We start from the raw sequence: 15,103 nt of genomic DNA on the forward strand, positions 1-15,103 counted from the left end.
GAGGTCGCCCTCGGGGGTCAGTGGAAGTCCGTCCGGGACGGTTATTGTTTGGGCTGATCCGCCGGCGGGGCCGCGACGGCCGGGGGCGCGGCGACCGTTGGAGCCGTTTCGGCCGGCTTGGCCGCGGCTTGGGCGGGAGCCTTGGCGGCCGGCTTCGGCGCCGTTTTGGCCGGGGTCGGGGCCGGCTGCAGGGCGGCCGGAGCCGGCGTGTTGATCTGCGGGGCCGGAGCCTGGATCGCGCCGGCTTGCGAACCCGTCGACGGCAGCGAGTTCAGCGAACCGGGCGTGGGAGTCCCAATGGGAGCCTGAGGCGCCGGCGCCGCGTTCAGGGTCTTGGCGTCCAGGCCCTTGATGTCCAGACGGTCAGCCACCGAACCGCCCGTATTGGCGCGCCCCGTCAGGATGGTCAGAGTCAGGCTGATCAGGAGGAAGACCGAGAACAGGATCCAGGTGATGCGCGTCAACAGATCGCCCGCGCCGCGCGCGGTCATGAAGCTGCCCGAGCCGCCGCCGCCCATGCCCAGCGCGCCGCCTTCCGAGCGTTGCAGCAGGACGACCCCGATCAGACCGAGGCAGACAACGATGTTAATAGCCAGCAGGACGCCGATGAGCATGACGAAAGTGTTCTCGATCCGGGCGCGGGCGAAATGCCGCGTGAAAAACGAAGCGGCCCCTCTACCACTAGAGGCGGCTCCGCGCCATAGCTGGGAAGCTCTCTCCCCAGCGCAAGCCCCCCAGCCAAGTTCCCGGACCGCATGATCCTCGAGACCGAACGCCTGACCCTCGCTCCCCTGACGGTCGACGACGCGCCCCTGATCTACCCGTTCCTCAGCGACGCGGAGGTGATGTCGAACCTCGACCAGGAGCCGATCGAGGACCCTGACGAGGTCGCCAGCCGCGTCGGCGCCCAGGTCGACGAGATGGCCGCGGGCGACGCGGCCTATTGGACCATCCGCCATACGACCAGCGGCGCATTCCTGGGCTATTGCGAGTTCATCGACATCGACAAGCGCCATGATCGCGCCGAGATCCGCTTCGTGGTCGACCGCAAGGGCTGGGGCCAGGGCTTCGGCGCCGAGGCGGTCAGCGCCCTGCTCGCCTACGGCGCCAGTAGCGGCCTCAAGAGCCTGGTGGCCAGCACCCACGTCGGCGACAACCGCGCCGAACACCTGCTGCAGAAGCTGGGCTTCAAGGCCGAGGGCTATCTGAAGGGCGCGGTGCACCGCGACGGCGAGCGGCGAGATCGGCGGCTTTACGGGCTGAAGCTGTAGAATTTTCTCTCTCCTCCCCGCTCCCCGAGGGAGCGTGTTTCATCGACCTCGCGCCTGAAGCTGCGAAGGTCGTGGAAAGGGACGCGGAGCGCCGGACGCCGTCCGGAGTATGAGTTTGTAAGTACCGTTTCGACGAAGCCCGAACGCCCCGCGCGACCGTTATCCGCCAGCGTCCCGTCGGGTGGCCCTGTTCAGGCCTTACCGGGACCCGGACCTCACCGTTTCCGGCAAGCTCCAGAGGTCGAAGAGGACGGGCTTGCAGCCTGACACGCCCTTTTGCCTTCGACCACGCCGACGGCGGGCGGGTCTGGCCAGCAACCAGATCCCCGGACCGTCCGAGTATCCCCCTCGGACCTGGCCCCGCTCGATCGCCCCCCGAAGCCGCAATCGGTCGCTGGCCATGCGCCCTTTCCTCGCGACGAGGTGAGAGAAAGCATAAGCGAGGTTTTGGAGGGGAGGATGAGAGAGGCTGAACGCCCATGCCTTCCATCACCCCTCTCTCTTTGAGAGAGGGAGGGGCCCATGCGCAGCATGGCAGGGTGAGAGGTTACACAGCCCACCGATAAATCTTGAAAACTCAGCGAGATGCGCGAATCCCCACCGGCTTCGCCTAACCTCTCACCCTCCCACGCCTAACGGCGCGAGCCCTTCCTCTCTCGAAGAGAGAGGGATCAACACCCGCAGCCCGACGGGGCTATCCCCGAGCGCAACGTCCAAAATCGGGAGCCAAGGCCAGGCCCGAGGGTTTCCTTCGGACAGCGGAGGCGATCACCATGCCCGGCGAAAAGACCAAGCCGACCAACAACGACGCGCGTGATCGGGAGACCCATCCCGCCGGCCTCGAGGCGCCGCCGCCGGCGGAACTGGATCCGACCAAGAAGACCGACGCGACGCACGATCCCAGCGCCACCGACCCGGGCAACGGCGCCGACTAGGCCGCGCGGCGCTAGCCCCTCGCCAGCTTGGCCAGCACGGTCAGGATCTTCTCGGCCGCGTCGAGGCGCTGGGCGGGGGTGTCCCATTCGCCCTTCACGACGACCTTCTGGTCGGGACGCACCTTCCAGATCAGGTTGTTCTTGGCCACGTGCTGCATCAGGCCCAGCGGGTTGGCGTAGGTGTCGCCCCGGAAGCTCGCGACCGCGCCCTTCGGCCCCACGTCGATCTTGGCGACATTAGCCTCGCGGCACAGGCCCTTGATGGCGACGACCTTCAGCAAGGAGTCGGTCTCGGGCGGCAGCGGGCCGAAACGGTCGATCATCTCGGCGGCCAGGGCTTCGCGATCGGCGGCCTTTTCCGCCTCCGACAGGCGGCGATACAGCGACAGGCGCACATTGAGGTCCGGCACATAGTCGTCCGGGATCATTACCGCCGCCCCGGTGTTGATCTGGGGCGACCAGCCCCGATCTTCCAGCAAGGCTTCCTGCCCTTGCCGCTGGCGCAGTTCTGCGACGGCGTCCTCCAGCATCTGCTGGTAGAGCTCGACCCCGATCTCCTTGATGTGGCCGCTCTGCTCGTCGCCCAGCAGGTTGCCGCCGCCGCGCTGGTCCAGATCGTGGCTGGCCAGCTGGAAGCCGGCGCCAAGGCTGTCCAGCGACTGCAGCACCTGCAGGCGCTTCTCGGCCGACAAGGTCAGCGACTTCTCGACCGGCGTGGTCAGATAGGCGTAGGCGCGGGCCTTGGACCGACCGACGCGGCCGCGGATCTGGTAGAGCTGGGCCAGGCCGAACATGTCGGCGCGGTGGACGATCAGGGTGTTGGCCGACGGGATGTCGAGGCCGCTTTCGACGATCGTCGTCGCCAGCAGCACGTCATACTGGCCCTCGTAGAAGGCCGTCATCACGTCTTCCAGCTGGGTGGCCGCCATCTGGCCGTGGCCGACGACATATTTCACCTCGGGCACCTGGGTGCGCAGGAACTTCTCGATGTCCTCCAGGTCCTTGATGCGCGGCACGACATAGTAGGACTGGCCGCCGCGATACTTCTCGCGCAGCAAGGCCTCGCGCAGGGTCACCGGGTCGAACGGGCTGATATAGGTGCGCACCGCCAGGCGATCGACCGGCGGGGTGGCGATGATCGACATCTCGCGGATGCCCGACAGCGCCATCTGCAGAGTGCGCGGGATCGGCGTGGCGGTCAGGGTCAGCATGTGCACGTCGGCGCGAAGCTCTTTCAGCTTCTCCTTGTGCTTGACCCCGAAGTGCTGCTCCTCGTCGACGATGACCAGGCCCAGGTCCTTGAACGACACCTGCTTGGACAGGATGGCGTGGGTGCCAACCACGATCTCGAACTGGCCGTTGGCCAGGCCCTCGCGGGTCTCGGCGGCTTCCTTGCCGGTGACCAGGCGCGACAGGCGCGTGACCTTGACCGGCCAGCCCTGGAAGCGGTCCTTGAAGGTCTTGTAGTGCTGACGGGCCAGCAGGGTCGTCGGGCAGACGACGGCCACCTGCTTGCCGCTCATCGCCACGACGAAGGCCGCGCGCAGGGCGACCTCGGTCTTGCCGAAACCGACGTCGCCGCAGATCAGACGGTCCATCGGCTTGCCGGACGACAGGTCTTCCAGCACGTCGTGGATGGCGCTGAGCTGATCGTCCGTCTCCTCATAGGGGAAGCGGGCGCAGAACTCGTCGAACACGCCATGTGGCGGGTCGGTTTCCTCGACGTGCTTGAGCTGGCGGGCGGCGGCGATCTGGATCAGGCCCTCGGCCATGACCCGCAGGCGTTCCTTGGCCTTGGCCTTGCGGCCCTGCCAGGCCGCGCCGCCCAGCTTGTCCAGCTGTACGGTCTCGGCGTCCGCCGCGCCGTAGCGGGTCAAAAGGTCGATGTTCTCGACCGGCAGATAGAGCTTGGCCTCGCCGCCATACAGCAGGTCCAGGCAGTCGTGCGGCGCGCCCTCGACGTCGAGGGTCTTCAGGCCCTCGTAGCGGCCGATGCCGTGGTCGATGTGGACGACCAGGTCGCCCGGGGTCAGGGCGCTGGCCTCGGCCAGGAAGTTTGCGGCGCGGCGCTTCTTGCGCGGCCGAGCCAGGCGATCACCCAGGATGTCGGTCTCGGAGATAACCGCCAGCTGGTCGGTCTCGAAGCCGTGGTCCAGCGGCAGCACGACGCGCTGCGGGACCTTGGGGTCGTTGGCCTTGGCCGCCTGCCAGTAGGCGGCGAACGGGATCTTCTTCAGGCCGTGGTCGGCCAGCATGGTCCCCAGGCGCTCAGACGAGCCCTCGGACCACGAGGCGAACAGCACGCGCTTCCCGGCGGCGGCCAGCTTCCTGGCGTGGTCGGCGGTGGCCTCGAACAGGTTGACGCTATCCTGGGCCCGCTCGGCGGCGAAGGTCCGGCCCAGCTTGGCCCCCAGGTCGACGACGTCCAGGCCCTGGGGCTGGAACGGCGTGAACTGTCGATGGGGACGGTCAGAAAGCTCGCGATCCCACTCGGCGGTCGTCAGGTACAGGGCCTCGGGCGGCAATGGGCGATAGGCCGACTTGCGGTCCGCCTGGGCGCGGGCCTCGTAGGCGTCTTGGATCATGGCCAAGCGCTCGTCGCGAGCCTCGGCGGCCTGATGGTCGACGCCGATCAGCGATCCGGCCGGCAGGTAGTCGAACAGGGTCGACATCCGCTCGTAGAATAGCGGCAGCCAGTGTTCGAGACCGGCGCGGCGGCCGCCCTCGCTGACCGTCGCGTACAGCGGATCGTCGCCCGGCGCGCCGAACTGCGCGACATAGCCTTTGCGGAAGCGCGAGATGCCGTCGGCGTCCAGCAGGGCCTCGCTGACCGGCAGCAGGTCGATGGCCTTCAGCTGCTTGGTCGAGCGCTGGGTCTCGGGGTCGAAGGCGCGGATGCTTTCCAGCGTGTCGCCGAACAAGTCCAGGCGCACCGGCTCCTCGGCGGCGGGCGGGTAGACGTCGATGACGCCGCCGCGGATCGCGAACTCGCCGCGCTCGGAGACGGTGGAGGCGCGGGTATAGCCGTTGACCGCGAAGTAGCGCTCCAGGTCCTTGATATCGACGCTGTTGCCGACCTTGGCCGAGTAGCTGGCGCGCAGCAGCACGTCCTTGGTCGGCACGCGCTGCAGCAGGGCCGGCGCGGCGATGACCAGGATGGCCGGCTTGGTCTCGCCCAGGCCCCGGGCCAGGCGCGACAAGGTCGACATCCGCGTCGCCGACACACCCGAGGACGGACCGATACGGTCATAGGGCAGGCAGTCCCACGACGGGAACAGCACCGCCTCGATCTCCGGGACGAAGAACTTCAGGCTGTCGATGAAGGCGCCGGCGCGGGCCGTATCGCGGGCCACGAACGCCGTCAGGCCGCCGCGCGCCCGGGCGATGTCGGCCATCACCAGCGTGTCGAATCCCTCCGGCGCGCCGGCCAGGGTCAAGCCGCCGGCGGCCTTGGCGATCTGTTTGGCGTCGTAGGCCATGAAGTCTCTTCAGCTAGGGTCTAGGCGCCGTCGCCGACGGGGCGCGAGGCGTGCGCCTCGAACCTGAACGCGCGGATCATGCTCATCACGTCGGTCTCGAAAGCGTCAGGCGTCGCCTCCTGGCCGACGATCCAGGCGTAGATCTCGCGATCCGACTGTTCGAGCAGGGTTTCCAGCGTGTCGAACTGCGCGTCCGTCAGGTTCGGGCCATGGACGTCCGCGAACGGGCCCAGGATCAGGTCCGCTTCCCGAAAGCCGCGATGCCAGGCGCGGAAACGAAGGCGCCGAAGGCGGGAGTCGTGGTCGATGGTCATACGCGGGCGGATATAGAGGGACGTCAGGGCTTGCGCCACTCCATGATGAGGTACCAGGGCGCGCGCCGATAGCTGTCAGCACGCTCGGGCGGACCGCCGTTCGGCGCGGGCTCGTCGAAATGGGTCAGGATCAGTCCCTGGCTCAGGAACCACCGCATGTAGTCCTTGAGCGGACGATGCCAGTTGACGATCTCGATGCCGCGCCAGGATTCCCAGTTGGCGCGCGGCTCCAGATAGCGGTCGATGGCGAAGTGCGTCTTCTGGCCTAGCAGTCCCCGTTGCCAGCCGTCGTGGACGCGGGCGGTCGAGAAGCTGGTCAGGTTGGCGACCAGCAAGGTTCCGCCCGGCTTCAGCACCCTAACCATCTCGGCGATCGCCTGGTCGGCGGCCTCGATATCGATCAGCGACAGGCAGCTGACCACGTGGTCGAAACTGGCGTCGGAAAAGTCCAGCGCCTCGGCGCGGCCCTCGACGTAGACGCCATCCGGATCGCGGGCCTTCGCGGCCTCGAGCAGTTCCAGGGTCGGGTCGAGGCCAACGGGATCGAAACCCTCCCGGCGCAGAATCCGGCAGAACCGCCCCTCCCCGCAGCCGACATCCAGGGTCCGTCCGGGCGTCAGCAATCGCAGCCGCTCGACCATCGGCGCGTCCAGAACGTAGCGCCGCCCATAGTCGCCCGCCTCGCCCATGTCGGCGATCCAGGCCTTCGCGGACTTGTTCCAGCCGCCGTCGCTCATCTTCCGAATACCTCCTATCGCCTTGTGGCGATTGACTTTGCCGACTTTCGGCCTATTTATCGCGACCTTCGGAGCAGGTCTGGCGAATCCGCGCCGCCCGCTCGCCCAAGCACGGGCGGCTCCGATCAGACCAGCGTGTAATGACAGAATTTTCCGATCTCGGGCTCTCGCCCACGACCCTGCAGGCGGTCGCCGACACCGGCTATACCACTGCGACCCCCATTCAAGCCCAGGCCATTCCGGTCGCCCTCGCGGGCCAGGATGTGCTCGGCATCGCCCAGACGGGCACCGGCAAGACCGCCGCCTTCACCCTGCCCTTGATCGACAAGCTGCAGTCGGGCCGCGCCAAGGCCCGCATGCCGCGCGCCCTGGTCATCGCCCCCACCCGCGAGCTGGCCGACCAGGTCGCCTCCAGCTTCGAGAAGTACGCCAAGGGCACCAAGCTCTCGTGGGCGCTCTTGATCGGCGGCGTCTCGTTCGGCGACCAGGAAAAGAAGCTGGATCGCGGCGTCGACGTGCTGATCGCCACGCCCGGCCGCCTGCTCGACCACTTCGAGCGCGGCAAGCTGCTGATGACCGGCGTGCAGTTCCTGGTCGTCGACGAAGCCGACCGCATGCTGGACATGGGCTTCATCCCGGACATCGAGCGCATCTTCAAGATGACGCCGCCGAAGAAGCAGACCCTGTTCTTCTCGGCGACCATGCCGCCGGAAATCACCCGCCTGACCAAGCAGTTCCTCAAGGATCCGGTCCGGATCGAGGTGGCCAAGCCGGCGACGACCAACGCCAACATCACCCAGCTGCTGGTCAAGGTCCCCTCCTCCGATCCCAAGGCCAAGCGCCTGGCGCTACGGGCGCTGATCGAGAAGGCCCAGATCGAGACCGGCATCGTGTTCTGCAACCGCAAGACCGAGGTCGACATCGTCGCCAAGTCGCTGAGGGTCCACGGCTTCGACGCCGCGCCGATTCACGGCGACCTCGACCAGTCCCAGCGTATGAAGACCCTGGCGGACTTCCGCTCGGGCGCGCTGAAGATCCTGGTGGCCTCGGACGTCGCCGCGCGCGGCCTGGACATCCCGGCCGTCAGCCACGTCTTCAACTACGATGTCCCGCACCACGCCGACGACTACGTCCACCGCATCGGCCGCACTGGCCGCGCAGGACGGACGGGCATCACCTACATGCTGGTGACGCCGGCGGACGACAAGGGCTTCGACAAGGTCGTCAAGCTGATCGGCTCGACGCCCGAGGAAGAGAAGCTCGACCTCGACTACTCCAACGCCGTGACCGTCAAGCGCGAAGGCGACCGCGAACGCAAGCGTGGCGGCCGTGATCGCGACCGCGGCGAGCGCGGCGCCGATCGCGGCGAACGTCCGCCCCGCGCGCCGCGCAGCCGTGGCCGCTCGGAAGAGACCGCCGCCGAAGCGCCCGCCGAGGCCGTGGAAGCCGTCGCCGCCGAGGCGCCGGAAGCCGCCGTCTCCGAGGCGCGTCCGCCCCGCGAACGCAAGCCGCGCCGCGAGCGCGATCGCGCACCCCGCGCCGAAGCCGCTCCGGCGGCCGAGGCAGAACGTCCTGAGCGCCCTGAGCGTCCGGCCCGCGCCGAACGTTCCGAGCGCGCGGAACGCAGCGAACGTCCGGAGCGCGGCGAGCGTCCCGAACGCGCCGAGCGTCCGGAGCGTCCGGTGCGCGGCGTCCAGCCGGTTCGCGACCGCGATGACGACGATCGTCGCGTAGTCGGTTTCGGCAACGACGTCCCGGCCTTCCTGGCGCGTCCGCCGCGCGGCGGCCGCTAAGCTCTTCGATCATCGAACCAACGCGAAGGCGCCGGACGGAAACGTTCGGCGCCTTTGGCTTGTCCGGCCTAGTGGAACAGCCGGCCCTGCAGCCACACGATCGCCGGATAGACGGCCAGCCAGGTCCAGAAGAACCGGTTCAGCCCGAACAGGCAGGCATTGGCCAGGTGGAAGGTCCCCGCGACGACCAGGCCGGCGACCAGGGTCGGCCTCGACAGCAGGCTCAGCGGGAAGGCCAGCTCGAACAGCATCACCGCCCACGACATGGCCAGCAGCACACGCGGGCGTTCGGCCCAGCGCCGCAGGCCCTCGCTGACCGGATAGGCCGAGAACTGGAAGACATCGGCCAGCGCCCGGCCCGTCCGCCAGTCGGGGTTCACGATCTTCACCCCGCCGGAGATAACGTAGGACAGCACCAGCTGCGCGCCCAGATAGCCGAAGGCCAGTTCCTTCAGGGCCGGCATCGGCGCGAGTCGCGACAGGGTCAGGCACCACAGCGCCAGCAGCCCCATCCGGTCGCTGCCGCCGTTGTAGGGACCTTCGAACCGCCTAAGGACGACCAGCGAAAGCGCCGCCAGCCCGACCAGAGGCCAGGGCGAGGCGACGCCGGAGATCAACAGCAGGCACAGGCCGATCCGCGCCCCGAACAGCAAGCGCTCGTTCCGGAACCGGACCAGGTGCTCCAGGCTCTGTTGGACCAGAGCCAGCGCCAGCAGGACCTCGGTCAGGCGGGTGGCGGCTTCCAGGGTCATGCGACCACGATCTCCACCAGTCGGCGCGGCGCGGGCTGGAACAGCACCTCGCTGACCAGCGCATCGTCCTCGCGACTGACGAAGACCAGGCGGAAACACAGCCAGGGTCGTTCGTCGTCCCGCGGTTCAGCCGCGAGGTCCGCCGCGATGCGCCTGAAGATCTCGTCCTCGCTATGTGGCGTCGGGGTTTCGGTCAGGCGCTCGGCGCAACTGGCCAGGAACAGCGTCTCGTTCCAGCGCGGATTCCAGACCAGGCGCGTCAGCATGGCGATCGGGGAGACCCGCGGCGGCCGCGGTCGAAACTCGCGCCAATCGCCCGAGGCGTCGCCCACCGAGCGCAGCAGTGCGTATTCGATACGCGGCGACGGGGCGATCACGTCGAAGAAGTTCCAGGACGGGATCAGCGCCGGCGCCAGCAGCTGGAGGGGATTTGGCATGGATCACGCGGCGGCTGGGAATCGCGAGGATCAGCCTACGCGCTCCGCCCAACCTCGATAGCCACCATCGTGGAACGCTGTTATCGTTCGGACATTCTCGGCTTGATCGCGCCAGAGAAGGCCGGTCGCGCCCAACAGTTACAGGGAGGACTGCACTTGGCCGCCATCGAACCCGAACTCGACAAGCAAGCCGTTCTTATCGCGCACGAGAAGACCTACCACGCCTTCGCCGTCCTGCTGCGCTGGGCGATGCTGGGCCTGGCCTCGGTGATCAGCGCCTTGACCGTGTGGTTCGCCACGCCGGGCGGTTTCTGGGGCGGCCTGGTGGTCTTCATCCTGGTCTGGGCGGCCGGCTACTACGGCATGGTCCATCGCGAGGAGCAGCAGTCGTTGGATCCGTGGGCCCCGGGCCGCAAGGGCATCCTCTAGACCCCTATAGCGCCCGATCGACGAACGTCAGCAGATCGTCAAGCGGCGGCCTGAAGGCGAACTTGAAACCACGGCGGAACCTGGCCAGCAGCGGCGCTTCGCGCGCCGGGCATGGCGAGGCGCAGACATAGCCGCGCCAGTCGACCCCAACCTGGCGACAGGCCGCCCTCACCCACTGGCTGGTGAAGTTCAGGGGCTGGATCTCGACGACCCGGGCGCCGCGCGGCAGGAAGACGGCGTTGGCCAGGGCCGCGCCGCTGGCGCCGACCAGCACCTGCGCGTCGCGCATTAAAGCGACCTGCTCGGCCGCGCTCAGCGTCTCGGGCCGAACGATCGTGAAGCCCCGCGCGGCCAGGGCCCGCTCGAACGCCACCTCGCCGACCATCACCCGCATCGACTGGCCGCGCCGCGAAAGATAGATGCGCCGCGCCTCGCGCCCTGCCCCTTCCCGTGCAATGGGCGCCCGCTCCAATATCCGCGCCGCGACATCGGCCAGCAGGCCGTTCGGGTGGTGTAGGAAGTGGTCCATGCTGGTCGAGAAGATCGCCCGCCCTAGCCGAACGGTCGGCGCGTCGACCTCGCGAAGCTGGATCGACGGAAAGGCCATGGCGATCAGATCGCGCTGCCAGTCGCTCAGCCTGGGCGCCAGGACCGGCGTATCGGCGAGCAGCCCGGCCCGTTCCAGCGCCAGCAGCGACGGCAGGGCGTCGATCACGAAGTGGCCGTAATTGAATGTCGCGCCCCAGGGCAGGAAGACCGCTCCCGCCTCAAGCACGGGCGCCGACGCCGGCGGCGCGAAGCGCGCGGCCCCGTCCAGCACGCCCGGGATCGCCGAGAGGTCCTCCGAGCCGTGCCGCGCCTCGCCGATCGTGGCGTTATAGAGCGCGCCGTCGGTTCCGATCAGCCCGCCGAACCGCGGAAACCACCAGGCCTCACCGATCGCGCACAGCGCCGGAACATTGACGGGCGGCGCGACGGTGATGTCGTGAGGCCAGGCGCCGGCTTCGGGACCACCCAGGACGCCAAGCGGCGCGCCGGCCGAGGCGTCTTGCTCCGGCGACCAGGCGACGCCCGTCTCGCCCCGCGCGAAACGCTCGCGCAGCTGAGGCGTCTGCATGCGCGGCAGATCCTGAGCTTCGACGGTGGGGCGCAGGAAAAGCGGCGCGGTCATGCGCCGCTTGGAGCATGCAATCCGCCCATTGTCATCCCGGCCGGCGACCGGCGGCGCGCATGCGCGGCTTTTTGGCGCTGCCGGGCCTGGGCCATCGCCGCCCCGCAGGAGTCAGAAGGCAGATTCACGAGTGCGTTCAGGGCCTTGTTTCAGACTACGCGTTTCGGCCAGTCGGCTCGGAATGCGCTTTTTAAATGATCGTCATGAGCTAGCGCGCGACCATGCGTGAGCGAACATCGTTCGTTCTTAACGGCTCGTAAGAACTCTCGAGTTTAGGGTCGGGCTCCAGGCGATCGGCCTTTCCGCAAGGGGAATCGCCGACGGGGGAAGAGAAAATGTCGGACGTCGAAACCACGCTGCGCGGTCCCGAGGCTTACAAGATCGCCTCGCGCGCCCTGGAGCTCATGGAACGCCACCAGGTGTGGCCGACCGCGCTGAACTTCGAGCTGTGGACCCACTATGTGGCCGATCCCGACGGCGCGCTTGCCCGTGAACTGACCCGGCTGATTTCGCTCGGCGAACCGATGACCGAACTGGTCAGCGAGGAGCTGGCCGCCACCTACCTGCCCAAGGCGCGCCTGAACGAACAGATCCGCGACGCCGGCGACATCCTGTCCAAGGAGCTGGAAGCCGTCTCCAAGGCCATCCAGAACGCCCAGAAGTCGAACGCCGCCTTCGGCAAGGAACTGGCCGGCGCGACCAAGAGCCTGGACAAGTCGACCGACGTCGACGCCATCAAGACCGTGGTCGCCAGCCTGGCCGAGGCCACCCGCCGCGTGCACAAGGAAAACCAGTCGCTGGAAACGCGCCTGGCCGACTCTACCGCCGAGGTCGAGCGTCTGCGCGAGCACCTGGAACAGGTCCGCCGCGACGCCACGACCGATGGCCTGACCAACCTGGCCAACCGCAAGGCCTTCGACGAAGAGCTGGATCGCGCCTGCTCCGACGCCGACGACAGCGGCACCACCATCTGCCTGGCCGTGCTCGACATCGACCACTTCAAGGGCTTCAACGACACCTGGGGGCACCAGACCGGCGACCAGGTCATCCGCTACGTCGCGTCGGTTATCGGCCGCGTCGCCGCCCCGCCGCGCTTCGCCGCCCGCTACGGCGGCGAGGAGTTCGCGATGATCTTCCCGCGCGAAGCCGCCTCGGTCGTCGCCACCACCCTAGAAGAGATCCGTGTCGAGGTCTCCTCCCGCATGCTCAAGCGTCGCTCGACCAACGAGGACCTGGGCGCCATCACCATCTCGTCGGGCTTCGCCGAGCGTCGCCCGAATGAGAGCGGCCACTCGATCATGGAACGCGCCGACGCGGCGCTCTACGCCTCCAAGCGCGGCGGTCGCAACCGCGTCACCGCGGCGGAATCCATGCCGGCCTCGGCCAACGCCGCCTAATCCGTTCAGCTGGACTACCGACTTGAACGCCGCCGGTCGCAAGATCGGCGGCGTTTTCATGTGAAGATTCCACTAGCCTTCCCAAGGGGCAAAGGCGCCTAGACTTCTCCCGAAGATCAACGGGAGACCCCCAGGCCGTGGACTACCAGAAGATCCGCCTCGCGACCCAGGACGCCGTCGCCACCGTCACCCTCGCCGATCCCGCCACCTTGAACGCCGCCAGCCTGGAGATCGCCCGCGAGCTGATCCACGCCTTCTCATCGATCGCGGCCGGCAAGGTCGAGGCGCGCGCGGTGATCCTGACCGGTGAAGGTCGCGGGTTCTGCTCGGGCGCCAATCTCTCGGGCGGCGGCGCGGCCGGGCGCGAACTGGACGTCGACGGCAAGCCCGACGCCGGCTCGGCGTTGGAAGCCGTTTACAACCCGCTGATGACGCTGCTGCGCGACTTCCCGCTGCCGATCGTGACCGCGGTGAACGGCCCGGCGGCGGGGATCGGCTGCTCGATCGCGCTGATGGGCGACATCATCGTCGCCGGCGAGAGCGCCTATTTCCTGCAGGCCTTCCGCCGCATCGGCCTCGTGCCCGACGGCGGCTCGACCTATCTGCTGCCGCGCCTGATCGGCAAGGCGCGGGCCATGGAGATGATGCTGTTGGGCGACAAGATCCCGGCGGCCACCGCGCTTCAGTGGGGCCTGGTCAATCGCTGCGCGCCGGACGCCGAGCTTATCCCTGTCGCCCACGCCCTGGCCCTGGAGTTGGCCAAGGGGCCCGCGGCGCTGGGCGCGATCCGCAAGCTCGTCTGGGACAGCCTCGACAGTGACTGGACTGGCCAGCTGCACGCCGAGCGTAAGGCTCAAAAGGCGGCCGGCAAGACCGAGGACTTCATCGAGGGCGTCACCGCCTTCCTCCAGAAGCGCGCGGCGGCGTTCAAGGGGCGCTAGCGGCGAGGAGACATCATGTTCGCGACCTTTTCTTAAGCGCCGCGAACGACTTACGTCAGTCTTTCGATGTCGCGAGATAGGGCTTGTAGCTCTTTTCCTCGACAATCTCCGAACCGGCGGCCTCGTTGATGGCGCGCTTAATCGCGGCGCGCTTGTCGTTGTCGATGTAGACGCGGCGAGCCAGCGCCACGAAGTCCGGACCGAAGTCCTGCCGACGCTCGCAGTCGCGCTTGCCGTCCTCGATGTCCCAGAGGGCGGCGTTAACGTCGGTGAGCTCGGCGGTCAGGCGGGCGATGTCGGCGCTGTCGGGCAGGTGCTGGCGCGCGGTGGCCTCCAGCAGGGCCAGCTCCTTGCGGACATTGGCCTCCTTGGCCGGATCGCCAATGCGCTGGGCCTTGACCCGCAGGATGGTGATCTTGTCGACCAGTTCGCCCGCCGAGATCGGCGCGAGGATGGACATTCAGGGGGCTCCGGCGATCAGGATCTGCAGGGCGTCCCAGGCCGCGTCGACCGGCAGGGCGCCCATGCCGCTTCCGTAGTCCTCCGCGACCAGCATCTCAAGCCGCTGAGCAGCGGGACGGAACTTCACCGCCTTGCGACGGTCCTGCTGCAGCGACAGCAGCGGCGCGCCGCCGGCGGCCAGCATGTGGCCGGGGCCGGCGTCGTTGGCCACGCCCGCCGAAAGGCGTCCGGCCAGGGCGATGACCAGCAGCGGGCCCTTCACGCTGGCGAAGCCGTCGGTGCGGTCGCGCTCGGGCTGCAGGCCTTCCGGGACCTCGCGCGCGGCGACGGCGGCGTCTTCGGCCTCGTCGGGCCCAAAGAAGAAGACGGGGGTCCAGCCCCGGGCGGCCACACGACGGGCCAGCGCCAGATAGCGCTCCAGCGGCCAGCGCTTGTCCTGACCGCCCGCGCCCGGCGCCAGGCCGACATAGGTTGGACCGGTCGGCAGCAGGGCTTCGGCGGCTTTCAGCGCGTCGGGATTGTTCAGCGCCAGGGGACGCGGCGCGCCCCGCCCGTCCGTGGCCAGGGCCAGCAGGCGCGCCAGGCGATCGCTGACGGCCACCGGCCAGTCCTTGTCGCGGGCGTGGCGGGCGGCCGAGACGAAGCGGCCAGACGCACCGCGACGGGCGACGCCGCTGCGGCGCAGGTTCTCCTGGGTGTCGATGACGAGGTCGAACTTGCGGCCCCCGAACGGTTTGCTCCACGGCAGACTGTCTGCGAGCTTCGGGCCGTTGCGGCCTTCGACGATCACCTCGTCCAGATAGCCGACCACCACACTCTTCAGTGGTCCGGCATAGACGGTCTCGCCCTTGGCCGCGCACCAGCTGATGCGGGCGTCGGGAAAGGCCGCGCGCAGCCCGGCGATGAAGGGCAGCTTGATCAGGCCGTCGCCGATCACCTCGCCCATCGAATAGATCAGAACCGTCCGGACCATGGCCGTGTGTCG

15 protein-coding genes are annotated in these 15,103 nt (G+C 68.4%); 6 read left to right on the forward strand and 9 right to left on the reverse strand.

Going from position 1 to position 15,103, the window contains the following annotated elements; translation table 11 throughout:
• Positions 1-41: 41 nt before the first annotated feature.
• On the reverse strand, positions 42-614 hold the full coding sequence (secG, locus tag ABIC66_RS19925; protein WP_354072446.1) for a preprotein translocase subunit SecG: 573 nt from the start codon (positions 612-614) through the stop codon (positions 42-44).
• 141 nt (positions 615-755) lie between these two features.
• Here secG and ABIC66_RS19930 point away from each other — a divergent pair, with 141 nt between their 5' ends.
• Both ABIC66_RS19930 and ABIC66_RS19935 read left to right on the forward strand, forming a co-directional pair.
• Positions 756-1,271 (forward strand): GNAT family N-acetyltransferase, encoded by a 516-nt coding sequence (locus ABIC66_RS19930; protein ID WP_354072448.1) that lies wholly within the window; start codon positions 756-758, stop codon positions 1,269-1,271.
• A 773-nt stretch (positions 1,272-2,044) separates the two neighbouring features.
• A complete protein-coding gene (locus tag ABIC66_RS19935; RefSeq protein ID WP_354072450.1) occupies positions 2,045-2,206 on the forward strand; it encodes a hypothetical protein in 162 nt (53 codons plus the stop codon).
• 11 nt (positions 2,207-2,217) lie between these two features.
• Here ABIC66_RS19935 and mfd read toward each other — a convergent pair whose 3' ends face one another.
• The 3 genes from mfd to ABIC66_RS19950 are packed head-to-tail and all read right to left on the reverse strand — an operon-like array spanning position 2,218 to position 6,754.
• On the reverse strand, positions 2,218-5,685 hold the full coding sequence (gene mfd, locus ABIC66_RS19940) for a transcription-repair coupling factor (RefSeq protein WP_354072452.1): 3,468 nt from the start codon (positions 5,683-5,685) through the stop codon (positions 2,218-2,220).
• A gap of 20 nt (positions 5,686-5,705) precedes the next feature.
• A complete protein-coding gene (locus ABIC66_RS19945) occupies positions 5,706-5,999 on the reverse strand; it encodes an FAD assembly factor SdhE (protein ID WP_354072454.1) in 294 nt (97 codons plus the stop codon).
• A gap of 23 nt (positions 6,000-6,022) precedes the next feature.
• Positions 6,023-6,754, reverse strand: coding sequence for a class I SAM-dependent methyltransferase (locus tag ABIC66_RS19950; protein ID WP_354072688.1), 732 nt, complete (start codon positions 6,752-6,754; stop codon positions 6,023-6,025).
• Between the two features lie 122 nt (positions 6,755-6,876).
• Between ABIC66_RS19950 and ABIC66_RS19955 the strand changes: the two genes are divergently transcribed.
• Positions 6,877-8,529 (forward strand): DEAD/DEAH box helicase, encoded by a 1,653-nt coding sequence (locus ABIC66_RS19955; RefSeq protein WP_354072456.1) that lies wholly within the window; start codon positions 6,877-6,879, stop codon positions 8,527-8,529.
• 68 nt (positions 8,530-8,597) lie between these two features.
• Here ABIC66_RS19955 and ABIC66_RS19960 read toward each other — a convergent pair whose 3' ends face one another.
• Both ABIC66_RS19960 and ABIC66_RS19965 read right to left on the reverse strand, forming a co-directional pair.
• Positions 8,598-9,281 carry an HTTM domain-containing protein gene (locus ABIC66_RS19960; protein WP_354072458.1) on the reverse strand — a complete coding sequence of 228 codons (684 nt, stop codon included), beginning with the start codon at positions 9,279-9,281 and terminating at the stop codon, positions 8,598-8,600.
• A complete protein-coding gene (locus tag ABIC66_RS19965) occupies positions 9,278-9,718 on the reverse strand; it encodes a hypothetical protein (protein WP_354072460.1) in 441 nt (146 codons plus the stop codon). Before ABIC66_RS19965 ends, ABIC66_RS19960 begins: the two co-directional genes overlap by 4 nt.
• Positions 9,719-9,874: 156 nt before the next feature.
• Between ABIC66_RS19965 and ABIC66_RS19970 the strand changes: the two genes are divergently transcribed.
• A complete protein-coding gene (locus tag ABIC66_RS19970; protein WP_354072462.1) occupies positions 9,875-10,147 on the forward strand; it encodes a hypothetical protein in 273 nt (90 codons plus the stop codon).
• Between the two features lie 4 nt (positions 10,148-10,151).
• On the opposite strand, the gene ABIC66_RS19975 is transcribed toward ABIC66_RS19970, so the two are convergent.
• Positions 10,152-11,318 (reverse strand): glycosyltransferase family 61 protein, encoded by a 1,167-nt coding sequence (locus tag ABIC66_RS19975; protein ID WP_354072463.1) that lies wholly within the window; start codon positions 11,316-11,318, stop codon positions 10,152-10,154.
• Between the two features lie 335 nt (positions 11,319-11,653).
• Between ABIC66_RS19975 and ABIC66_RS19980 the strand changes: the two genes are divergently transcribed.
• Positions 11,654-12,715, forward strand: coding sequence for a GGDEF domain-containing protein (locus tag ABIC66_RS19980; protein WP_354072464.1), 1,062 nt, complete (start codon positions 11,654-11,656; stop codon positions 12,713-12,715).
• Positions 12,716-12,852: 137 nt separating this feature from the next.
• Positions 12,853-13,656: an enoyl-CoA hydratase/isomerase gene (locus ABIC66_RS19985; protein WP_354072466.1), complete on the forward strand. Its 804-nt coding sequence runs from the start codon at positions 12,853-12,855 to the stop codon at positions 13,654-13,656.
• A 55-nt stretch (positions 13,657-13,711) separates the two neighbouring features.
• Here ABIC66_RS19985 and ABIC66_RS19990 read toward each other — a convergent pair whose 3' ends face one another.
• The gene (locus ABIC66_RS19990) at positions 13,712-14,116 is read right to left on the reverse strand and encodes a DUF6165 family protein (RefSeq protein ID WP_354072468.1); all 405 of its coding nucleotides are present in this window, start codon (positions 14,114-14,116) and stop codon (positions 13,712-13,714) included.
• The gene (locus ABIC66_RS19995; protein WP_354072470.1) at positions 14,117-15,091 is read right to left on the reverse strand and encodes a glycosyltransferase family 9 protein; all 975 of its coding nucleotides are present in this window, start codon (positions 15,089-15,091) and stop codon (positions 14,117-14,119) included.
• Between the last annotated feature and the right edge of the window lie 12 nt (positions 15,092-15,103).

Origin of the sequence: Caulobacter sp. 1776 (assembly GCF_040545685.1) — a bacterium.
Classification (GTDB): Bacteria; Pseudomonadota; Alphaproteobacteria; order Caulobacterales; family Caulobacteraceae; genus Caulobacter.

What these genes read in the sequence shown, in the direction of transcription:
- ABIC66_RS19980 (WP_354072464.1), top strand. Translation starts at nt 11,654, where the DNA reads ATGTCGGACGTCGAAACCACGCTGCGCGGTCCCGAGGCTTACAAGATC.
- ABIC66_RS19990 (WP_354072468.1), bottom strand. Translation starts at nt 14,116, where the DNA reads ATGTCCATCCTCGCGCCGATCTCGGCGGGCGAACTGGTCGACAAGATC.
- ABIC66_RS19975 (WP_354072463.1), bottom strand. Translation starts at nt 11,318, where the DNA reads ATGACCGCGCCGCTTTTCCTGCGCCCCACCGTCGAAGCTCAGGATCTG.
- ABIC66_RS19945 (WP_354072454.1), bottom strand. Translation starts at nt 5,999, where the DNA reads ATGACCATCGACCACGACTCCCGCCTTCGGCGCCTTCGTTTCCGCGCC.
- ABIC66_RS19955 (WP_354072456.1), top strand. Translation starts at nt 6,877, where the DNA reads ATGACAGAATTTTCCGATCTCGGGCTCTCGCCCACGACCCTGCAGGCG.
- ABIC66_RS19965 (WP_354072460.1), bottom strand. Translation starts at nt 9,718, where the DNA reads ATGCCAAATCCCCTCCAGCTGCTGGCGCCGGCGCTGATCCCGTCCTGG.
- ABIC66_RS19995 (WP_354072470.1), bottom strand. Translation starts at nt 15,091, where the DNA reads ATGGTCCGGACGGTTCTGATCTATTCGATGGGCGAGGTGATCGGCGAC.
- secG (WP_354072446.1), bottom strand. Translation starts at nt 614, where the DNA reads ATGCTCATCGGCGTCCTGCTGGCTATTAACATCGTTGTCTGCCTCGGT.
- ABIC66_RS19930 (WP_354072448.1), top strand. Translation starts at nt 756, where the DNA reads ATGATCCTCGAGACCGAACGCCTGACCCTCGCTCCCCTGACGGTCGAC.
- ABIC66_RS19935 (WP_354072450.1), top strand. Translation starts at nt 2,045, where the DNA reads ATGCCCGGCGAAAAGACCAAGCCGACCAACAACGACGCGCGTGATCGG.
- ABIC66_RS19960 (WP_354072458.1), bottom strand. Translation starts at nt 9,281, where the DNA reads ATGACCCTGGAAGCCGCCACCCGCCTGACCGAGGTCCTGCTGGCGCTG.
- mfd (WP_354072452.1), bottom strand. Translation starts at nt 5,685, where the DNA reads ATGGCCTACGACGCCAAACAGATCGCCAAGGCCGCCGGCGGCTTGACC.